18 protein-coding genes are annotated in these 20,086 nt (G+C 68.9%); 8 read left to right on the top strand and 10 right to left on the bottom strand.

The genetic code is table 11. The annotated features are described in order from the left end of the window. Window positions 1–31: 31 nt before the first annotated feature. Entirely contained in the window at window positions 32–769 is a 738-nt protein-coding gene (locus ACFV15_RS09640) for an IclR family transcriptional regulator (protein ID WP_378349772.1), read from the bottom strand. A gap of 56 nt (window positions 770–825) precedes the next feature. Here ACFV15_RS09640 and aceB point away from each other — a divergent pair, with 56 nt between their 5' ends. Then, complete coding sequence (aceB, locus tag ACFV15_RS09635) at window positions 826–2,403, top strand: malate synthase A (RefSeq protein WP_378349771.1); 1,578 nt, start codon at window positions 826–828, stop codon at window positions 2,401–2,403. Between the two features lie 5 nt (window positions 2,404–2,408). Further along, window positions 2,409–3,602: a DUF6986 family protein gene (locus tag ACFV15_RS09630; protein ID WP_378349770.1), complete on the top strand. Its 1,194-nt coding sequence runs from the start codon at window positions 2,409–2,411 to the stop codon at window positions 3,600–3,602. A 159-nt stretch (window positions 3,603–3,761) separates the two neighbouring features. On the opposite strand, the gene ACFV15_RS09625 is transcribed toward ACFV15_RS09630, so the two are convergent. The 6 genes from ACFV15_RS09625 to ACFV15_RS09600 form a co-directional block, all read right to left on the bottom strand. Beyond that, window positions 3,762–4,634: a transglutaminase domain-containing protein gene (locus ACFV15_RS09625; protein WP_378349769.1), complete on the bottom strand. Its 873-nt coding sequence runs from the start codon at window positions 4,632–4,634 to the stop codon at window positions 3,762–3,764. Further along, a complete protein-coding gene (locus ACFV15_RS09620; protein WP_378349768.1) occupies window positions 4,631–5,443 on the bottom strand; it encodes a transglutaminase family protein in 813 nt (270 codons plus the stop codon). Before ACFV15_RS09620 ends, ACFV15_RS09625 begins: the two co-directional genes overlap by 4 nt. A gap of 4 nt (window positions 5,444–5,447) precedes the next feature. Next, a complete protein-coding gene (locus tag ACFV15_RS09615) occupies window positions 5,448–6,746 on the bottom strand; it encodes a DUF2786 domain-containing protein (protein WP_378349767.1) in 1,299 nt (432 codons plus the stop codon). Window positions 6,747–6,792: 46 nt separating this feature from the next. Then, window positions 6,793–7,638: a helix-turn-helix domain-containing protein gene (locus ACFV15_RS09610; protein WP_378349766.1), complete on the bottom strand. Its 846-nt coding sequence runs from the start codon at window positions 7,636–7,638 to the stop codon at window positions 6,793–6,795. 499 nt (window positions 7,639–8,137) lie between these two features. After that, complete coding sequence (locus tag ACFV15_RS09605; protein ID WP_378349765.1) at window positions 8,138–8,707, bottom strand: calcium-binding protein; 570 nt, start codon at window positions 8,705–8,707, stop codon at window positions 8,138–8,140. Between the two features lie 75 nt (window positions 8,708–8,782). Continuing rightward, window positions 8,783–9,316 (bottom strand): TetR/AcrR family transcriptional regulator, encoded by a 534-nt coding sequence (locus ACFV15_RS09600; RefSeq protein WP_378349764.1) that lies wholly within the window; start codon window positions 9,314–9,316, stop codon window positions 8,783–8,785. 93 nt (window positions 9,317–9,409) lie between these two features. Between ACFV15_RS09600 and ACFV15_RS09595 the strand changes: the two genes are divergently transcribed. Both ACFV15_RS09595 and dctA read left to right on the top strand, forming a co-directional pair. Further along, on the top strand, window positions 9,410–10,327 hold the full coding sequence (locus ACFV15_RS09595; RefSeq protein ID WP_378349763.1) for an SDR family NAD(P)-dependent oxidoreductase: 918 nt from the start codon (window positions 9,410–9,412) through the stop codon (window positions 10,325–10,327). A 34-nt stretch (window positions 10,328–10,361) separates the two neighbouring features. Beyond that, a complete protein-coding gene (gene dctA / locus ACFV15_RS09590; protein ID WP_378349762.1) occupies window positions 10,362–11,645 on the top strand; it encodes a C4-dicarboxylate transporter DctA in 1,284 nt (427 codons plus the stop codon). On the opposite strand, the gene ACFV15_RS09585 is transcribed toward dctA, so the two are convergent. Continuing rightward, window positions 11,646–12,194 (bottom strand): RICIN domain-containing protein, encoded by a 549-nt coding sequence (locus ACFV15_RS09585; RefSeq protein ID WP_378349761.1) that lies wholly within the window; start codon window positions 12,192–12,194, stop codon window positions 11,646–11,648. A gap of 93 nt (window positions 12,195–12,287) precedes the next feature. After that, window positions 12,288–13,751, bottom strand: coding sequence for a PucR family transcriptional regulator ligand-binding domain-containing protein (locus tag ACFV15_RS09580; protein WP_378349760.1), 1,464 nt, complete (start codon window positions 13,749–13,751; stop codon window positions 12,288–12,290). Between the two features lie 118 nt (window positions 13,752–13,869). Between ACFV15_RS09580 and ACFV15_RS09575 the strand changes: the two genes are divergently transcribed. Genes ACFV15_RS09575 through pucD form a run of 4 tightly spaced genes read left to right on the top strand, consistent with a single transcriptional unit; the run spans window position 13,870 to window position 18,792 of the window. Continuing rightward, on the top strand, window positions 13,870–14,739 hold the full coding sequence (locus ACFV15_RS09575) for an FAD binding domain-containing protein (RefSeq protein ID WP_378349759.1): 870 nt from the start codon (window positions 13,870–13,872) through the stop codon (window positions 14,737–14,739). Continuing rightward, window positions 14,730–15,182, top strand: a complete 453-nt coding sequence (locus tag ACFV15_RS09570; RefSeq protein WP_378349758.1) for a (2Fe-2S)-binding protein — start codon at window positions 14,730–14,732, stop codon at window positions 15,180–15,182. The genes ACFV15_RS09575 and ACFV15_RS09570 overlap by 10 nt, the downstream gene beginning before the upstream one ends. Continuing rightward, window positions 15,179–16,525 (top strand): 8-oxoguanine deaminase, encoded by a 1,347-nt coding sequence (locus ACFV15_RS09565; RefSeq protein ID WP_378349757.1) that lies wholly within the window; start codon window positions 15,179–15,181, stop codon window positions 16,523–16,525. The genes ACFV15_RS09570 and ACFV15_RS09565 overlap by 4 nt, the downstream gene beginning before the upstream one ends. Beyond that, window positions 16,522–18,792 (top strand): xanthine dehydrogenase subunit D, encoded by a 2,271-nt coding sequence (gene pucD, locus ACFV15_RS09560; protein ID WP_378349756.1) that lies wholly within the window; start codon window positions 16,522–16,524, stop codon window positions 18,790–18,792. Before ACFV15_RS09565 ends, pucD begins: the two co-directional genes overlap by 4 nt. A 57-nt stretch (window positions 18,793–18,849) precedes the next feature. Here the strand turns inward: pucD and ACFV15_RS09555 are convergent, their stop codons facing one another. Continuing rightward, the gene (locus ACFV15_RS09555; RefSeq protein WP_378349755.1) at window positions 18,850–19,650 is read right to left on the bottom strand and encodes a S1 family peptidase; all 801 of its coding nucleotides are present in this window, start codon (window positions 19,648–19,650) and stop codon (window positions 18,850–18,852) included. Between the last annotated feature and the right edge of the window lie 436 nt (window positions 19,651–20,086).

Below are 20,086 nucleotides of genomic sequence, written 5' to 3'. Positions count from 1 at the left end.
TGGTATGGCCGGTTCTAACCGGCCATACCACTCACGACCCCAAAGCCGTCGCGATCCGGCGGACGGCCGGGGCGATGCGCGCGACCGCGTCCAAGGTGAGGCGGCCCGAAGGTCCGGACACCGAGACGGCGGCCGGAGTCGGAGCGCCGGGGATCGCGACGGCGACGCAGCGAACGCCGATCTCCTGCTCGTTTTCGTCGACCGCGTAACCCTGCTCTCGCACCAAGGCCAGGTGCTCGATGAGCGAGTCCGCGTCGATGAAGGTGTGTTCGGTGTACGGCGGCATGCCCGTGCGCTTGAGTAGCTCGCGCACGTCGTCGACCGGCATCTGCGCGAGGATCGCCTTGCCGACGCCCGTGCCGTGCGGGAGCACGCGGCGGCCCACTTCGGTGAACATGCGCATCGAGTGCTTGGACGGCACTTGGGCGACGTAGACGATCTCGTCACGCTCCAGCACCGCCAGATTGGCCGTTTCGCCGACTTCGTCGACCAGTTCCGCCAAGAGTGGCCTGGCCGCCGTGCCGAACTGCATGCTCGCGTGTTCACCCAGGCGGATGAGGCGGGCGCCCAGCGCGTAGCGGCGGTTGGTGTTCTGGCGCACATATCCGAGGCTGACGAGTGTGCCCATGAGGCGGTGGATGGTCGGCATCGGGAGTCCGGACAGGGCCGCGAGCTCGGAAATGCTGGCCTCGCCGCCCGCGTCGGCCAAGCGTTCGAGCAGCGAGAAGGTCCGCTCCAGCGATTGCACACCACTCGACTTCTCCGCCATGCGGAAACTATAGTCTGGCATGTAGAAACCTACGAGAGTCCTTTGAGGTGTTTCGCATGTCTGAAGTCCAGGTGCTCGGAGAATCCGTCGACCGTGGCGACGAGATCCTGACGCCGGAAGCGCTCGACTTCCTCGCCGGCCTGCACGACTCCTTCGCGGCGCGCCGTGACGAGCTGCTGCTGGCACGAGGCAAGCGCCGCGAGGAGGCGAAGCGCACCGGCAAGCTGGACTTCCTGCCCGAGACCCGTGCGGTCCGCGAGGGTGACTGGCGCGTCGCCGAGGCGCCGCCGCGGCTGCGTGACCGCCGCGTCGAGATCACCGGGCCGACCGACCGCAAGATGACCATCAACGCGCTCAACTCCGGCGCCAAGGTCTGGCTCGCCGACCTCGAGGACGCCAACACCCCGCACTGGGCGAACGTCGTCTCCGGCCAGGTCAACCTCTACGACGCCATCCGCGGCACGATCACGCTCGAAAGCGGCGGCAAGAGCTACGCGCTGCGCGACGACGTCGAGCACGCCACCATCGTGGTCCGCCCGCGTGGCTGGCACCTCGACGAGCGGAACCTGACCTTCGGCGGGCGCAAGGCCGTCGGCGCGCTGGTCGACTTCGGGCTGCACTTCTTCCACAACGCCAAGGAACTGCTCCACCGCGGCAGCGGCCCGTACTTCTACCTGCCGAAGATGGAAAGCCACCTCGAAGCGCGGCTGTGGAACGACGTGTTCACCCACGCCGAGAAGACGCTCGGCGTCGAGCACGGCACCGTCCGCGCGACCGTGCTGATCGAGACCATCCCGGCCGCGTTCGAGATGGACGAGATCCTCTACGAACTGCGTGAGCACGCTTCGGGCCTCAACGCCGGGCGCTGGGACTACCTGTTCAGCATGATCAAGTACTTCCGTGACGCCGGCGAGAAGTTCGTGCTGCCGGACCGCAACTCGGTCACCATGACCGCGCCGTTCATGCGCGCGTACACCGAACTGCTGGTGCGCACCTGCCACAAGCGCGGCGCGTTCGCGATCGGCGGCATGGCCGCGTTCATCCCGAACCGCAACGACCCGGAGGTCACCGCGGCCGCGCTCGACAAGGTGCGGGGTGACAAGAGCCGTGAGGCGGGCGACGGGTTCGACGGCTCTTGGGTGGCGCACCCCGGCATGGTCGACATCTGCCGCGAGGAGTTCGACAAGGTGCTCGGCGACAAGCCGAACCAGCTCGACCGCACCCGCGACGAGGTCAGCGTCACCGCCGACCAGCTGCTCGACGTGGCCTCCACCGAGGGCGGCGCCACCGCGGCCGGGCTGCGCGCCGCCGTCGACGTCGGCATCCGCTACATCGCCTCGTGGCTGTCCGGCAACGGCGCCGCCGCCATCCACAACCTGATGGAGGACGCGGCCACCGCCGAGATCTCGCGTTCGCAGATCTGGCAGTGGGTGCGCAACGGCGTCAAGCTCGACACCGGCGATGTGGTCACCGAGCCGCTGGTGCGTACTGTGCTCGACGAGGTCCGCGCCGAACTCGCGACGCAGATCGGCGCCGAGCTGCTCGACCCGGCGGTCGAGCTGTTCGAGCAGGTCGCGCTGGCCGAGGAGTTCCCGGACTTCCTGACCCTTCCCGCTTACGAACGGATCAAGTAGCACCCATGGACGGACGGCTCGCTGAAGATGTCTACGCCGCCGCCGACGCCCGCCTGGTCGAGGCGGACGCGCGGGTGGCGGCGCGGTACCCCGGCGAGCCGTCCGGCCGCCAGCCCGTGCACACCGTGTACGTGCCCGCTTCGCAGTACCGGACGCGCCTCGTCGCGGACTGGGGCAAGCAGGCGATGCGCGTGTTCATGGAGCAGGGCGAGGCACTCGGGCTCGACGAGGCGGTTTTCGAGCGGGTGCGCACGAAGCTGCTGATGGAGCCGATCGAAGATCTGCGGATCGACTTCGAGGACGGCTACGGCAAGCCGGGCGACGACGTCGAGGACAAGGACGCCGTCGCGGCGGGCCGGACGCTGGCCGTCACCGGCGGGACGCCGTTCGTCGGCATCCGGTTCAAGAGCTTCGAGCAGGCGACCCGGCGTCGCGGTATCCGCACACTGGATCTCTTCCTGTCGGGTTTGCTCGAGAGTGGTGCGCTGCCAGCGGGTTTCGTCGTCACGTTGCCGAAGGTGACGGCCGTCGAGCAGGTCGCGGCTTGCGCGGAAGTGTTGGGGCGCTTGGAATCCGCGTACGGGCTGCGTGAGGGAGAGTTGCGCTTCGAGGTCCAGATCGAGACCTCGCAGTCGATCCTCGGCACCGACGGAACCGTCGCGGTCGCCCGGATCATCCAAGCCGCCGCCGGCCGTTGCACGGGCCTGCACTACGGCACGTACGACTACAGCGCCGGGCTCGGCATCAGCGCCGAGTACCAGAGCATGGATCACCCCGCCGCGGACTTCGCGAAGCAGTTCATGCAGGTCGCTGCGGCGGGAACCGGGGTGAGGCTGTCCGACGGCTCGACCAACAAGCTGCCGGTCGGCGACCAGGTTCTGCCTGCCTGGCAAGAACATCTGCGGTTGGTGCGGCGGTCGCTCGAGCGCGGTTTCTACCAGGGCTGGGACCTGCACCCGCACCAGCTGCCCACGCGTTTCGCCGCGACGTACGCGTTCTTCCGCGAAGGCTTCCCTGCCGCGTCGCAGCGGCTGAAGGCGTACGCGGACCGGGCGTCGAGCGGCATTCTCGACGAACCCGCCACCGCGCAGGCACTCGCGACTTATCTGTTGCGGGGCTTGGATTGTGGCGCTCTCGACGAGAGCGAGTCGCCGTTCGATCGCGCGACGCTGGATCGGTACGTTCGCCGCGTCGCCTAGGGCGTGTCTCCTAATTCTGGTCGATGGGCTTGGTGATCCAGGTGGTTCCTGGCGGTGCGGGCGATTCGCCCTCGTACCGGGTCGTACTCGGGTGAATCGCCCGCGGGCGTCAAGGGCCGCCTGGGCGCGAAGACCGCGATCAGAATTTGGAGACACGCCCTAGGCCGCGGCGATCACGCCCACGTGGCGGCTGGTGGTCAGCCGCCCGCCCGGCGCGCCGACGTACGAGCCGGAAGTCGGTGCCACGTCGGCATAATCCCGGCCCGTCGCGACCGTGACATAGCCCGCGTGCGCGCGCCTGCCATGGCACGGATCGAACGCGACGGCCACCGCCTGGTCGCGGTCGGGCACGAGCACCTCGACCCAGGCATGCGTGCCGCCTTGCCCGAGCAAATGCCCGGACACGTACCGGGCAGGCAACCCGGCGAGGTGGCACAGCGCGAGCATCAGGTGTGCGGTGTCCTGGCAGACGCCGCGCCCGAAGGCCAGCGCCTCGGCGGCCGTGGTGGCCACGGTCGTCACGCCGTACTCGTAGGCGATCAGCGCGTGGACCTTCACGCAGATGCGGTCGGCCAGGTCGAGGCCGCGATCGCCGTCGCGCATGAGGTCCGCCGTGAGCTGGCGGAGCCGGTCGTCGGCGGCGGTGAGCCGGGTGGTGCGCAACAGCCGCGGATCCGTCAGCGCGGACGACGGCAACGTCGGCGGCCCGTCGCCACGCACCCGTTCCAGCACGGCGGCGACCCGGAACTCGACGCTGCTTTCGACACGCGGGGCCCGCACGCGGACGATCGTGTTGCCCGCGACGTCCTGCCGCATCCGGCGCCGGGAGTCGGCGCCGGTCACGTCGACGCGATGCGCGCGCCGATGCACGTCACCGTGCCGGGCGGGCGGGACGACGACCAGGCGTTGCCGCACCGATTCGACGGGGGAGTCATAGTCGTAGCGGAAGCTCTGCTCGATCCGGTAGGTGATCCGCTCGGCCGCGTCGAGATCGTGCTCGTGGTGGTCGAGAAAGGGCGCGTCGAACGTCATGGCGCTTCCTCGGCATGCACCACCATCGACTGGAGCACCGGCCCGCCGAAGGTCGTCGCCATCGCCACGTCCGAAGCGTCGCGGCCGCGGCCGATGACGATGCGGCCCTTGCGGCGCCGGTTGTTGCGCGGGTCGAACGTCCACCACTTCCCGCCGAGCCAGACCTCCATCCACGCCGCGAAGTCCATCGGCGCCGGGTCCGGTTCGACGTCCATGTCCGGCAGGTAGCCGAACACGTACCGCGCCGGGATGTTCAGCGACCGGCAGAACGAGATCGCCAGATGCGTGAAGTCACGGCAGACGCCGAAGCCGGAGGTGTTGACGTCGGCGGCCGTCGAGGTCGCGGTGGTGCTGCCGTAGCGGAATTCGAGGTGCTTGTTGACGTGATCGCAGATCGCCTGGACGCGGCGGTAACCGGGAGCCATGGTCCCGAAGCGCGACCACGCCTCGTTGCCGAGCATGTCGGGCAGGCAATAGCGGCTGGGCAAGGTATGGACCAGCACCTCGTCGGGCAGGTCCGCCGGCGGCTGCTCTGGCGCGTCCTCGTCGAAATCCTCTGTCTCGTCGGGTACTTCCACCAGCGCTTCGTAGCGGAAGGTGGACTTCCCCGGCGGCAGGATCAGCCGCAGGCAGGAATTGCCGTAGAGGTCGGTGTAGGCGTGGCTGCCCACCTCGGGTTCCACTGACGATCGCTCGCGTAGCACCGTGACCGGCGCTTCCTTGAGCGGGAGGACCTGGAACACCGTCGGCGTGGCGATCTCCGCCAGATAGTCGAACTCGCACCCGATCCGCACTCGTCGCAAGCTCATTGGCCTATGTTGGCCCATCGGTGTTGCGCTGACGTAACGGACGGCGTGCGTCGAGCTGCGCCCGATCGGCCGCCGCGAGGCCGGCGTGCCAGCCGGCACCGTTGCTGATGGAGACGTTTTTGCCTCGGACAGTGGGGAAAAGTGTGTCGAATACTTTGTCAACTTTGGCCTGATGCGAGGCGAGCACGGGCAAAAGCCGTTCCGCGTCGGCGGATTCGGCGATCGTCGCTTCGGTCGCTTTCTCGAGCCGCTCCCCGATCCGCGTGGCATACGCGACCAAGAACGACTGCCGGAACGACCGCGACCGCGAAGAACTCTGCTTGCCACTCGCGACCATCGCCCGCGTCGCCTGCACCAGCAACGAGGTGGTCAGCAACTCGACCGAGTCCAGGTCGTTCTCGTCGCCGACGATCGTGACGAACCCCCAAGACGAGAAGATCACCTTGCACCGATTCGCCCGCGCGACCACATCCGCGAGCAATGCCTTCGCGTCGACGTACGGCGTGTCCAGCCAGAGCCTGCGCGCGCTGGGGAGATCCTCGGCGGCGGTGTCCGCGTCGACGAGCACGCGGTCGAGCGCGTGCCGGGTCATGAGTTCCTGCGCCTTGGCGGACAACGCCTCGGCCTCTTCGGGGAACTCTGTCGACTCGGCTTTCGCGAGCAGTCCTCGTACCCGGCTGAGCATTTTCTCGTCGACGTTGTGGTGCTTGTGCGTGCGTGGCACGGCTGTGCCCGGCAGCGGGCGGATCCGTTCGAGCATGGGAAGCCGGATCAGCAACGCCAGCGCCTCGACCACGGTGATCAGCGTTTCGGTCGCGGTGAGGATGTGCTTGGCCGCCCACTGCCCGAGATGCGGTTCCGACCGGGACCACCAGGTGACCGCATTGAGTTCGCTGATCTGTTCACGCCACGTGTCGTCCACCGTGCTCGGGGCGAACTCCTGGAGATACGCCGCGATCACGTCGAGCAGGTAGGCGCCCGCGAACTGGTCGACATTGCGCCGCGCGGCCTCGTGGAGGTCGGCAGGCAGCCAGCCGTTCCGGAAGACCCGCGTGATGATGTGCTGGCTCGCCAGCTGGGCGGCCTGCTCCAGCACCCGGGTCAATTCGTCGGTGCGCGCGAGGTGATTCGCGCATTCCTTGGCGGCGGCGGTGTCGCCGCCGACCGTGGCCGACGCGGCCGCGATGAGCACGTTGCCCAGATCCTCGGCCGAGGGCGCCTGGTGCTGGGCGGTCCAGAAAGCGGACTGCTTCGGCTGGGTCTTCTGCTTCGCGGCTTGCCGCTGACGGTTCTTCTTACCCATGATCAGCGGCTCCTTGCGACATCAGGCGAGTATAGGTTCGGCGTTCTCACAGGTATTCGCCCGCCACTCTGAGCAGGAACTCCCGCGACTCCACCGGTCCGAGCGCGGCGGCGGTCAACCGGCGCCAGAGGTCGGCATACGCGTCGAGATGCGGTCGCTCGTCGAGATAGTGGCCATCCGTGTAGCTCTCCCGGTAGACGAACTGCAGCGGCCCGGCCGGCGCGGGCGACGGGATGCGGAACAGCTGGAAGTCATAGCTCGCCCTGGGCGCGGTGCGGGCCCGGAAGGGCAGCACCTGAACCTGGACGTGGTCGAACAGCATGATCCTCGCGAGGTGCGCGAGTTGCGCCCGCATGACCTCCCGATCGCCGACCATCCGCCGCAGCGATGACTCGGACAGCACGAAGTTCAGCTCGGCCGGGTCTGTCTTGGTGAGGATCCATTGGCGTTCCAGCAGCGCCTCGACGATGTCGTCGGCGGTCTCCTCGGGCAGCTGGGCGCGGACGTAGTTTTCGTCCTGCAGAAGATCGGGAATCCTTTCGTGGCAGTAGGTTTTGACGACGGAGGAGTCTTCCTCGAGGTCGATCGCCATCCGGGCATGCTTGTCGTAGACGCGGCGATACCCGGACCAGCGCCCGCGCTCCTGGCTGCCGCGGCCGAGTTCGAGCACCCACTCGACATCGACGTCCTGGCACGCGGCCGCGCCGAGTGAGACGGTGATCTTCTTGAGCGCGTGCGGCGGGAGGCCGGTGATCCCGCGTTCGATCCGGCTCATCGAGCTGGCGCTCTTGCCGATGATCTTCCCGGCCTGGTCGAGCCCGAATCCGGCGGATTCGCGGAGTGTGCGGAGTACCTGGCCGACTTGAAGCCGGCGAACAGTGGCTGTGGTCATATGCCACTTTTACCGCGCTTCCGGTGGTGCGCGCATCGCCTGATCGGGTGGTGCCTGTGGACTAGTCCACAGGTATCTTAGGGTCGTGAGTGGTATGGCCGGTTAGAACCGGCCGGAACACTCACGACCCTCACGCCGTGGTCGTTCCGACGCGTGGCGAGGGGGCGGCCCTTCACTCGGTCGCGCGAGCCTGGTGAGTGGGAAATGGGTCGTTCAACGCCGCAAAACCTACTCACCACCACGCGCCCTGTGTTCGGACCCGGTTCCTGGCGAGGCCGGGGAAGTTGGGCCGGAGTGTTCCGGCCGGTAATTGAGGCGAAGGGCACATGTGGCGTGCTGGGGCCAGGCTGTCGGGGGTCTTTACGTCGCGAGGCTTGGACAGGCCGCGAGTGGTAACTCTGCTGCGTTCAACGGAGCAGAGTTACCACTCGCGCATGCCTTTTCGCCTTTGAACGAGGGCGGGAACGCTCACGACCCCTACGACGACTTCAGCAGACCGCTAGGGATTGCAGTTGAAGAAGGACGGGCCGTTGACGCAGAAGTCCTTGCCCGCGCCGCCGTCGAGACGGTTGACTCCCGGTCCGCCGTCGAGTGTGTCGTTCCCGTCGCCGCCGACGAGCTTGTCGTTGCCGTCGTTCCCCGAAAGGCGGTCGGCGCCGGAACCGCCGAACAGCGAGTCCAAGGCGCTGCCGCCGCTGAGCACGTCATTGCCGTCATCGCCCTGCAGCAGCGACGGGAGCGCGGTCAGGTTCTCCACGCGGTCGTCGAGGTCGCCGAGTGAAACGACGATCGCGCTGACCTCGGACGCGGCGCAGCCGACGATGGTGGTGTCGTTCGGGCTCAGGAACGCGCAGCCGGGACCGGGGAAGATCGGCACCACGTCGTCGACGATCAGCACCTTGCCGACCTGCGTGATGGCCACCGTGTTGACGTCACCCGCCGCGGCCTCGTAGCGAAGCTGGGTGTCGGCCACCTGCGCGACGCCACCGCCCTTGGCCGCGTGCGCCGCTCCCGGCAGCAGCACCGCCGAAGCCATGGTCAGTGCCGCGAACACCGCGAGTCTTTTCACGATTGGTCTCCCTTCGGATGAAGCAGTCATCCGCAGGGCGTTCCATCGCCGTTCCATCCGGTTCCAGCACGGCGATCAGGCGCTGTGGCGAAGTCCGTCCATCAGCAGGTCGAGCGCGCGCCGGGACCGGTCGGGCTCCGCCGACGCGAGCGAGATCCCGGCCATGCCGACGAGAACATCGCCGGCGTCGACGTCCTGGCGCAGCTTCCCGGCGCTCGCGCGCAGCAGCGTCGCGATCGCGGCGGTGAGCTTGTCTCGGCTTTCCGAGAAGGGATTGCCGCCCGATGCGACGACCGCGCGCAAGGCGTCGCCCATGACGCGTTTGGTGGCCATGTAGTCGAAGAACCTGTCCATCCACTCGCGCATCGCTTTGTCCGGGGCCATGTTCTCGAGCAGGCCGGGCACGGCGTCGCAGAGCTTCGCGAGTTCGCTGCGGTAGGCCGCTTCGACCAGTGCCTCGCGGGTGGGGAAGTGGCGGTAGAGCGTGCCGATGCCGACGCCTGCCGCTTTGGCGATGGCGTCGAGGGTCACGTCCGGGTCGTCGTCGGCGAACGCGCGGACCGCGGTCTCGACCAGCCGGTCGCGGTTGCGCTGGGCGTCGGCGCGCACAATTCCTCCCGTAGTTGCTAAACGGAGGCTCCTCCGGTTATCGTGGAGACGTAACGGAGGAACCTCCGCTTAGCTTACCGGATAGGAACCGTCATGACTCTGAGCACCAACTTCGGCTTCGCGTCGACCGCCGCGGAGGTCGTCGAAGGCATCGACCTCACCGGGCGCCGGGCGATCGTGACCGGCGGGGCGTCGGGCATCGGCGTCGAGACCGCGCGGGCGCTCGCGGGGGCGGGCGCCGAGGTCACGCTGGCCGTGCGCAACGTCGACGCGGGCAACCGGGTCGCCGACGAGATCGGCAAGGGTGTGCTGGTCGCGCACCTCGACCTCGGCGACCAGGCGTCCGTGGCGTCGTTCACCGCCGGCTGGGACGGGCCGCTGGACATACTGGTCAACAACGCGGGTGTGATGGCGACGCCGGAGACCCGGACGCCGGAAGGCTGGGAACTGCAGTTCGCCACGAACCACCTCGGCCACTTCACGCTGGCCAAGGGGCTGCACCGGGCGCTCGCCGCCGCGGACGGCGCGCGCGTCGTCTCGGTCAGCTCGAGCGCGCACCTGCGGTCGGGCGTCGTGTTCGACGACATCCACTTCCGCGAGCGCGAGTACGAGGCCTGGTCGGCGTACGGGCAGTCCAAGACGGCCAACGTGCTGTTCGCCGTCGAGGCCACCCGGCGCTGGGCCGACGACGGCATCACCGTCAACGCCTTGATGCCAGGCTCGATCCAGACCGCGCTGCAGCGTCACGTCGACCCCGACGAGATCGCGCGGCTGCGCGCGGCCGCCGGCGCCGAGCTGCGGCCGTGGAAGACGACCGAGCAGGGCGCCGCGACCTCGGTGCTCCTCGCGACTTCGCCGCTGCTGGACGGCATCGGCGGCAAGTACTTCGAGGACTGCAACGAGGCCGAGCCGAACCAGCCGGGCTCGCCGCGTGGCGTCGCCGCCTACGCGCTCGACCCCGAGGCCGCCGAGCGGCTCTGGGTGGTCACCGAGGACATGCTCACGCGTTAACAAGATCGGAATATCCACCGCCTAGGTTCCCGGCATGTCTTTTCGGTGGGTCAAGTCCCTGTTCGCGCAGTTGCTGGTGGCGGTCGTGGCGGGGGTGCTGGTCGGGCATTTCTGGCCGGACGTCGCCGGGCACCTGAAACCGGTCGGGGACGGGTTCATCCGGCTGATCAAGATGATCATCGCGCCACTGGTGTTCTGCGTGGTGGTCACCGGGATCGCCGCGGTCGGGGACATCAAGGCGGTGGGCCGGATCGGGTTCAAGGCGATCGTCTACTTCGAGATCGTCACGACGTTCGCGCTGCTGTTCGGACTGCTGGTCGCGAACGTGTTCCAGCCTGGCGCCGGGCTGGACATCGACCCGGCCACGCTCGACCCGAAGGGCGTCGCCGCGCAGACCAAGGGCGGGCAGCTGCCGTCCATCGGCGACTTCCTGCTCCACACCATCCCGGACAGCGTGGTCAACGCGTTCGCCACCAACAGCCTGCTGCAGGTGCTGTTCTTCGCGGTGCTCTTCGGGGTCGCGCTGGCGGCGATCGGCAAGGACAAGGCGCCGCTCGTGCTCGGCTTCGTCGAGCAGCTGCAGCAGGTGATCTTCAAGATCATGGGCTGGGTCATGCGGGTCGCGCCGCTGGGCGCGTTCGGCGCGATGGCGTTCATCATCGGCCAGTACGGCCTCGGCACGCTCGGCACCTACGCGAAACTCATCGCGGCCTGTTACGGCGCGGCGGTGTTGTTCGCGCTGATCCTCGCGGTGATCGCGCGGTTCTACGCGGGGGTGCCGATCTGGCGCTTCATCCGGTTCGCGCGCGAGGAGTTCCTGCTCGCGCTGGGCACGGCGTCGACGGAATCCGTGCTGCCGCGGATCATGGCGAAGCTGACGGAGGCGGGGTGCTCGCGCGCGGCGACCGGGCTGGTCGTGCCGACCGGCTATTCGTTCAACCTCGACGGCGCGACGATCTACCTGTCGATCTGCACGGTGTTCCTGGCGCAGGCGTTCGGTGTCGACATGTCGCTGGGGCAGCAGCTGGTCGCGGTCGGCATCCTGATGCTGACCTCGAAGGGCATGGCCGGTGTGCCGGGTTCGTCGTTCCTCGCGCTGTCCGCGACGGCCGCGGCGATCGGCGCGTTCCCGGTCGCGGGGGTCGCGCTGCTGCTGGGCGCGGACCGGCTGATGGACTCGATGCGCGTTTTCGTGAACCTGCTCGGCAACTGTGTCGCGACGTTCGTGGTCGCCAAATCCGAGAAGCAACTCGACCACGACCGGATGCGCGAGGCGCTCGGAGTCGCCGGGGCGACTCCGAGCGTTGCACGGGTTTGATCAGCCGAACCACCATTCGTGGTCGTCGTCCGCGCGGCACGGGTACACGCTCAGGCGCGCGTCGGGGCCGCCGTCGCCGTAGCCGGGGACGTCCAGGCACTGGTCGGCCTTCACGTTGCGGATCCAGACCGTGTCGTTGGGCCGGGGGTCCAGATACCAGTCCTGGTTGTCGTTCGACTGGCAGTAGTACTCGCTGACATCGGTGCCCGCCGGCACCGAGCCGTAGTACGGCAGGTCGAGGCAGAGACCGTCGGAGGTGTTCACGAACCGGTAGAACGGCTTACCGGTCGCGTCGGACCCGGACTGCTGGAGCGTGAAGTACTGGTTGTCGTTGGTCGGCCTGCAGTACCACTGGTTGACCGGTCCGTCCGGCACGCCGGGACCCAGATCCGGCAGGTCGACACACAGTCCGGTCGCCGCGTTGTGGATCAGGAACGCGGAGTCGAGCTTCGTAGCCTTCGGCGGTGCGGCCTCAGCCGACCCGAGTGCGGTCACCGTCATGGCCAGTGCGAGCGCGAGTGCGCCCAGCAGTCGTTTTCCCCTGTTCACTGTGTCTCCCCAAAGAACGTGTGCAATGACGGCCTGTGCACGCTCGGTGGGGTGCCGTGGGTTGCCCTGGGTTCGAAGGTTGGGCCATTCGGGCTAAGACTCGGCTTTGAGCGCGAGGTAGACGTCGACCTGCTGAGTGAACTCGGTCAGGTCGACGCCGAGCAGCTCGGAGGCCTTCGCGACGCGGTAGCGCAGGGTGTTGACGTGCACGTGGAGCGCCTTGGCCGCGCGGGCGGGCGAACTCGAGCACTCCAGGTAGACACGGATCGTGTGCACGAGGTCGCCGTGCTGCTCGGCGTCGTAGTCGAGCAACGGGCCGAGCACGCGCTGCCGCAGCGCCGAGCGCAGCTCGTCGGGCGCGCCTGCCAGCAGCAGCCGGTGCATGCCGACCTGCTCACCCGCGACGACCTCGACCACTCCCGGCCGCAGACCCGCCGCCGTGACCGCGTGCCTGGCCTCCTCGCTCGCGCCGCGCAGCGCGGACAGCGGTGCCGGGCCGCCGATGCCGATCAGCACCCGCGACGCCAGCAGCAGCGGCTCCACAATGGACAGAGATCGGCGCGCCGCCGATGTCCAGTCGGCTGGCCAGGACGGGTGGTCCTCGATGAGGGCGTAGGCGTCCTCGCCGGATTCGCCGAGCAGCACCCGGCCGGGATGATCAGCGAGCAGATCCGCCAGCAGGCCGCGGCCCTCGCGGGCGTCGGGAGTACGGGCGACCAGCACCCGGATGTTGCCGGACAGGCCGCTCGCCGGGAACGCGCCCGCCGGATCACCGCTGCCCGCCAGCAACTCGATCAACGGCTCCGCGATGCGGTCGGAGACGCGGCGGACCTCGTCGTCGCGCGAGCGGGCGAGCCCGATCAGGCCTGCCAGCTCATCGATGACGTCGTTGGCCGCCGGGACCAGGTCGCGGCGCACCGCCAGCAGCCACGGGACCGCGTGGCGTCCGCCGATCGGGGTCAGCTCGTAGTCGTCGACATGCGTGGGCAGGCCGCGCGCTGCCACGAAACGGTGCACCAGCGTGCTCACCGGCGGAGGATCATCGGAGCCCGCGACGACGCGGCCGGTCGCGGACAGCACCCAGCACGGCGCGCCCAGTTCGGCCGAGCCGTGGCCGACCAGCGCGTCGAGCGAGGCGTCCTCGGCCGCGACCGAGAGCAGACGTTTGCGCGCGCTGTGCGAACCGGCGGCCAGCGCGAGGACCACGCGTTCGGTGATCACCGCGAACGACAGGTCGGCGGGCGCCTCCAGCAGCGGGATGCGATGCCGGGCGCAGGCCTCGATGAGGTCGCCGGGGATGCCGCCGGTGTCCGCGCCGGACGCGGCGAGCGCGGCGGCGCCCGCCTTGGCCAGCGCGGCGACGAACGGCTCGGCGTCGCCTGGTCGTTTCCACCAGAGCAGGCCGCTGAGCACGAATTCGCCTGCCGACACATAGCGGCCGGGGTCGGCGAGTTCGGTGCCGTAGATCCTGGTCACGGCCCGGTCGAGGAGATCGCCGCCGGCGCGGACCCGCAAGCGCAACGCGGGGATGTCCAGCAGAGTTTTCACAGTCGTCATGGCCTTTGTAGGAAAGCACAACGGGTGACGCCCGCGAAGCCGCCGTTTGGTGCTCGCACGCCGTTGCCGACTAGGCCATAAGTGTGTGTACTGAGGCATCACCTGGGAGGAGCCAGAGTTGGATTTCCTGCGACCCGCCACACTGCGTGAGGCGCTCGAGCTCAAGGCCGAGCGCGTCGACGCGGTGCCCATCGCGGGCGGCACCGACGTGATGGTCGAGCTGAACTTCGACCATCGGCGGCCTGCCGCGCTGCTCGACCTGACCGGCGTCGGCGAGCTCGCCGAGTGGTCCACTTCGGACGGTCAGATCCGGCTCGGCGCCGGCGTCCCGTACGTCCGCGTCATCGCTGAGCTGGGCGAATCACTGCCCGCGCTGGCGATGGCCTCGCGCACGGTCGGCTCGCCGCAGATCCGCAACCGGGGCACGGTCGGCGGCAACCTCGGCGCCGCGTCGCCCGCCGGTGACACCCACCCGGTCCTGCTGGCGCTCGGCGGCGAGGTCGAGGTCGCGTCCGTGCGGGGCTCGCGCCGGATCCCCGCCGACGAGTTCTACCTCGGCGTCAAGCGCAACGCGCTCGCGCCGGACGAGCTGATCACCGCGGTGCACCTGCCCGCTAACGCCGGTCCGCAGCAGTTCGCCAAGGTCGGGACGCGCAACGCGATGGTCATCGCGGTCTGCTCGTTCGCGATCGCCCTGCGGCCCGAACGGGCGGAGATCGGGGCGGCCGTCGGGTCGGCGGCGCCCACACCGCGCCGCGCTCGCGAGGCCGAGGAATACCTCGCCGCCGAGGCACCGTGGGATACGCGGGCCCCGATCGCCGACTCGGTCAAGCGCCGGTTCGGCGACCTGGTCGCGCAGGCGGCCTCGCCGATCGACGACGTCCGCGGCAGCGCGGCCTACCGCAAGCACGCGCTGGCCGTGATGGCGCGCCGCACTTTGACATGGGCATGGAACGAGTACCAGGGGGTCGAGCGCTCGTGCGCGTGAACGTGACTGTCAACGGCGAAACCCGCCAGGCGGATGACGTCTGGGAAGGCGAGAGCCTGCTGTACGTGCTGCGCGAGCGGCTCGGCCTCCCCGGTTCCAAGAACGCTTGTGAGCAGGGCGAATGCGGCTCCTGCACGGTGTATCTCGACGACGTGCCGGTGTGTGCGTGCCTGGTCGCGGCCGGTCAGGTCGAAGGCCGCGAGGTGCGCACGGTCGAAGGGCTGGCCGACGGCGACCAGCTCGACCCGATCCAGCAGTCCTTTGTGGACCACGGGGCCGTCCAATGTGGCTTCTGCACGCCCGGACTGGTCGTCGCCGCGCATGATCTGCTCAGGCGCGTCCCCGATCCCAGCGACGAGGAGATCCGCGAGGCGCTGGCAGGGAACCTCTGCCGCTGCACCGGATACGAGAAGATCCTCGACGCGGTTCGCGGTGCCAAATGAGGACGCTCATCGAGAACGCCGCCATCGCCACCGTCAACTCCGGCGGCGATGAGTTCACCGGGTACGTCGTCATCTCCGGCGAGCGGATCGCGGCGGTCGGCGCGGGCGAAGCGCCCGCGGGGGAGTACGACGAGCGGGTCGACGGGCGCGGCTGCCTGGTCACGCCAGGGCTCGTCAACACGCATCACCACCTCTACCAATGGGCGACGCGCGGGCTCGCCGCCGACCACACGCTGTTCGAATGGCTCGTCGAGCTCTACCCGATCTGGCGTGGGCTCGACGCGGGCATCACGCACGCGGCCGCGACCGCGGGCATGGCACGGCTCGCGCTGACCGGCTGCACGACCGTCGCCGATCACCACTACGTGTTCCCGCGTGGCGGCGGGGATCAGGTCGAGGCGCTGGTCGGCGCGCGCGACCGGATCGGCGTGCGGCTGCACGTCGTGCGCGGGTCGATGGACCGCGGCGAGTCCGATGGCGGGCTGCCGCCGGACAACCTGGTCGAGACGACCGAGGGCGCGCTGCTCGGCACCGAGGCGGCGATCGACCGGTATCACGACGCTGGCCCCAACGCCCGCGTGCAGATCGCGGTCGGGCCGTGCTCGCCGTTCTCTGTCAGCTCCGAGCTGATGACCGGGGCCGCGGAATTGGCGCGGCGCAAGGGAGTCCGCCTGCACACGCACCTCGCCGAGACGCTCGACGAGGAACGGCAGTGCCTTGAAGAGCAGGGCTGCACGCCCGCCGAATACGCCGACAAGCTCGGCTGGCTCGGCGACGACGTCTGGCTCGCGCACACCATCCACCTCGCGCCATCGGCCATCCGCAGGCTCGGCGCGACCGGCACCGGCTCCGCGCACTGCCCGACGTCCAACGGCCGCATCGGCTGCGGGATCGCACCGGTGCGCGACCTGCTCGACGCGGGCGCGCCGGTCGGGCTCGGCGTCGACGGCGCCGCGTCCAACGAGTCAGGCGGACTCGGCGAAGAGCTGCACCAGGCGTTGCTGCAAGCCCGTCAACGTGGCGGCCCGCGGGCGCTGACCACGCGTGAGGCGTTGTGGATGGGCACCATGGGCGGCGCTCGCTGTGTGGGACGCGCTGGGGAAATCGGCTCGATCGAGCCCGGCAAGCTCGCCGACCTCGCGGTGTGGGACCTGCGTGGCCTGCTCTACGCAGGCATCACCGACCCGGTCGCCGCGCTCGTGCTCGGCGCGACGCCGCCGCTGGCCAGGCTGTTCGTCGGCGGTTCCGTGGTGGTGTCCGGTGGCGAACTCCGCACGGACGACGAAGGCGCGATCGCCGCCGAACTGTCGGTGGCCAGTGCGAGACTGCGGGAGGACCGATGACCGCGTCCACGGACATCAAGACCACGCCGAACGGAGTCGGCGCCAGTCCGGGGCGGCCGGACGGGATCGTCAAGGTGCGCGGCGAGTTCGCGTACTCCTCGGACCTCTGGCATGAGGACATGCTGTGGGGCGCGACGCTGCGCAGCCCGCATCCGTACGCGCGGATCGTCTCGATCGACATCGCGCAAGCCCTTGCGGTGCAAGGCGTGTACGCCGTGCTCACGCACGACGACGTGCCGGGCGTCAACCGGTACGGGCTGGAGCACGCGGACCAGCCGGTGCTCGCCGACGAGGTCGTGCGGTACCAGGGCGAGCCGGTCGCGATCGTCGCGGCCGACCACCCGGAGACGGCGCGGCGGGCGTTGAAGCGGATCGCCGTCACGTACGAGGTGCTCGAGCCGGTCACCGACTCCGAGGCCGCCGTCGCGGGCGAGGGCGCGCGGCTGCACGCGGGCGGCAACGTCGTGCGGCACGTCAAGATCCGGCGTGGGTCCGGGTTCGAGGCCGACGTCGTCGTGTCCGGCGTTTACGAAGTCGGCATGCAGGATCAGGCCTTTCTCGGCCCCGAGTCCGGGCTCGCGGTGCCGGACACCGAGGGCGGCGTCGATCTTTACGTTGCCACGCAATGGTTGCACGTCGACCAGCAGCAGATCGTCGCCGCGCTGGGGTTGCCAGTGGAGAAGGTGCGGCTGACGCTCGGCGGGGTCGGCGGCGCGTTCGGCGGGCGCGAGGACCTGTCGATGCAGGTGCACGCGTGCCTGCTGGCGCTGCACACCGGCAAGCCGGTCAAGATGGTCTACAACCGGGAAGAATCCTTCTACGGCCACGTGCACCGGCACCCGGCGAAGATGTACTACGAGCACGGCGCCGACCGTGACGGCAAGCTCGTCTACGTCAAGGCGCGGCTGTTCCTCGACGGCGGCGCGTACGCGTCGTCGACGGGCGCGGTGGTGGCGAACGCGGCCACGCTGGGCGTCGGACCGTACAATGTGGACAGTGTGAGCGTCGACTGCTGGGGCACATACACGAACAACCCGCCTTGTGGCGCGATGCGGGGATTCGGTGCGGTGCAAGCGGGTTTCGCGTACGAGTCCCAAATGGACAAACTCGCCGCGGCCTGCGGGCTCGACCCGGTCGAGGTGCGCCTGCGCAACGCGATGACCGAGGGCAGCCTGATGCCGACCGGCCAGGTCGTCGACTCCGCCGCCCCGGTCGCCGAGCTGCTCGAACTCGTCCGCGCCAAGCCGATGCCAGCCGCCAACGATGGCTCTGACCTGCGGCTGTTGCCCGGCGGCGTGTCCAACACGACGCACGGCGAAGGTGTGGTCCGCGGCGTCGGCTACGCGGTCGGGATCAAGAACGTCTGCTTCTCCGAGGGCTTCGACGACTACTCGACCGCGCGCGTGCGGCTGATGGTGGCAGGCGGCGAGCCCGCCGCGACCGTGCACACGGCGGCGTGCGAGGTCGGGCAGGGCCTGGTCACGGTGATGCAGCAGATCGTGCGCACCGAACTCGGCATCGAGCAGGTGACGATACTGCCGATGGACACCTCGATCGGCAACGGCGGCTCGACCTCGGCGTCCCGCCAGACCTATGTGACCGGCGGCGCGGTCCAAGCGGCCTGTCTCGCCGTGCGCGACCGGCTGTTCAAGCACGCCGCGGCCCGGTTCGACATGTCGGGGGCCAGCCTCGCCGGCGGCAAGATCGTCACCCAGCACGGTGTCGTGGCCGACGTGGCGGAGGTCGTCGGCTCGGAGGTCTTCGACGAGACGGTCGAGTGGCGTCATCGCCCGACCCAGGCCGTCGACCCGGAGTTCGGCCAGGGCAACGCACACGTCCAGTACGCCTTCGCGGCGCACCGCGCGGTCGTCGACGTCGACACCGAACTCGGCCTGGTCAAGGTCGTGGCTCTGGATTGCGCGCAGGATGTGGGCAAGTCGATGAACCCGCAGGCTGTGCTCGGCCAGATCCAGGGCGGCTCGGCACAGGGCCTCGGCCTCGCGGTCATGGAGGAGATCCAGATCGCCGACGGCAAGATCCGCAACCCGTCGTTCACCGACTACCTGATCCCGACGGTCCTCGACATGCCCCCGATGTCGATCGACGTGCTGGAACGCGCGGATCCCCATGCGCCGTACGGCTTGCGCGGCGTCGGGGAACCCCCGACGATCTCGTCCACCCCGGCGATCGTGGCGGCCATCCGGGCGGCGACCGGCCTTGCGTTGCCTCGGGTTCCGGTGCGGCCCGAGCATTTGACCGGAACCTGAGCGTTGGCGTCGTGAGTGGTATGGCCGGTTAGAACCGGCCATACCACTCACGAGTCCTTAAGCCTTGCTCCTGCCGAGGTTCGCGATCCAATCGCCGACCTCTTGTGTGCTCAGCTTGGCGTAGATGCCGGGGTAGCCCAGCGCGCCGCAGCCAGCGCCCGCGCTGGTCACGCCCAGCTGGATGAAGCGCCCGGTCGCGGGCGACTTGACGAACAACGGCCCGCCGCTGTCACCCTGACACGAATCCTTGCCGTGGCGCCCGGCGCACAACGAGTACTTGAAGTCCACGCCCGGGTACGAAACGCCGCACTCGTCGTTGGAGACGATCGGCACGGTCACCTCACGCATGCGGTCGGGCCGGTAGGTGCCGGATCCGCCGCCGCCAGGGCCCGCGGGGTCCAGCACCGTGCTGCCCCAGCCCGTGGTGATCACGGGACGGCCTGGCCGCTCCAGCGCGTCGGTGCCGGGGGTGACGAGCTGGATCGGCGTGATGTCGGAGAAGTCCCCGTTGAGGAAGATCAGCGCCACGTCCGCTTCCTCTTTGACGGTGATGTGGCTGATCGTGCCGATGCGCCCATCGTCTCCGGAAAGTTTCGACTGGCCGACCACCGCCCGGACCTTGTCCGGCTCGACGAAGCCGGTGCAATGCGCGGCGGTCAGCAGAAGCCCGCGAGCGTCGATGAGGGAGGCTCCGCAGAAATGGTTCCAGTTCCCCTTCTCGTCCTGGTACTGCAGCGAAGCCATGAAGGGATACTTGCCATCCGGCACCTCGGTGCCACCGATGATGTTGGTCTGGGGTGGCGGGCTCGCGTGTGCGGCCCCCGTCAGCCCACCCAACGCCACTAACGCCGCTGCCACGATCAATCCTGCTCGCTGCACGGTGCGTTTCCTCTCGTCGGCGGCCTCCGCTGGGCCGCCAGAGAGTTCTATCGAGGACGATCTAAGTGACAGATAAACGTTTTCGCTTATCCCACTGACAGGTATTCACGAGCCGCCGCCCTTCCGGGTCGGTTGAAGGAACGAACGCCACGTTCACAACGTTGAGCCTGGATCCACCGGTGTTGTTGGTGAGTTGATCGTGTCGTAGACGCGCAGATGCCCTCTGACTTGGGATGATTGTTCTTGCGACGGAACAACAAACCACAAAGAGAGAGGGCATCTGCTGGATGCGATCTTCTCATAGCGCCGGGTCGGTGTCGGTGAGGTTCGATGATGAGAATGTCGTGTCGTGCGCCGGGCTGGTGCCGGTGATGCGGCTGGCGGAGAACATCGGCCTGGGTGAGCTGATCGGCGA

Origin of the sequence: Amycolatopsis sp. NPDC059657 (assembly GCF_042734395.1) — a bacterium.
Classification (GTDB): Bacteria; Actinomycetota; Actinomycetes; order Mycobacteriales; family Pseudonocardiaceae; genus Amycolatopsis.
Note: the sequence above shows the minus strand (reverse complement) of the source record. Positions and strands in the feature narration are given on the sequence as shown.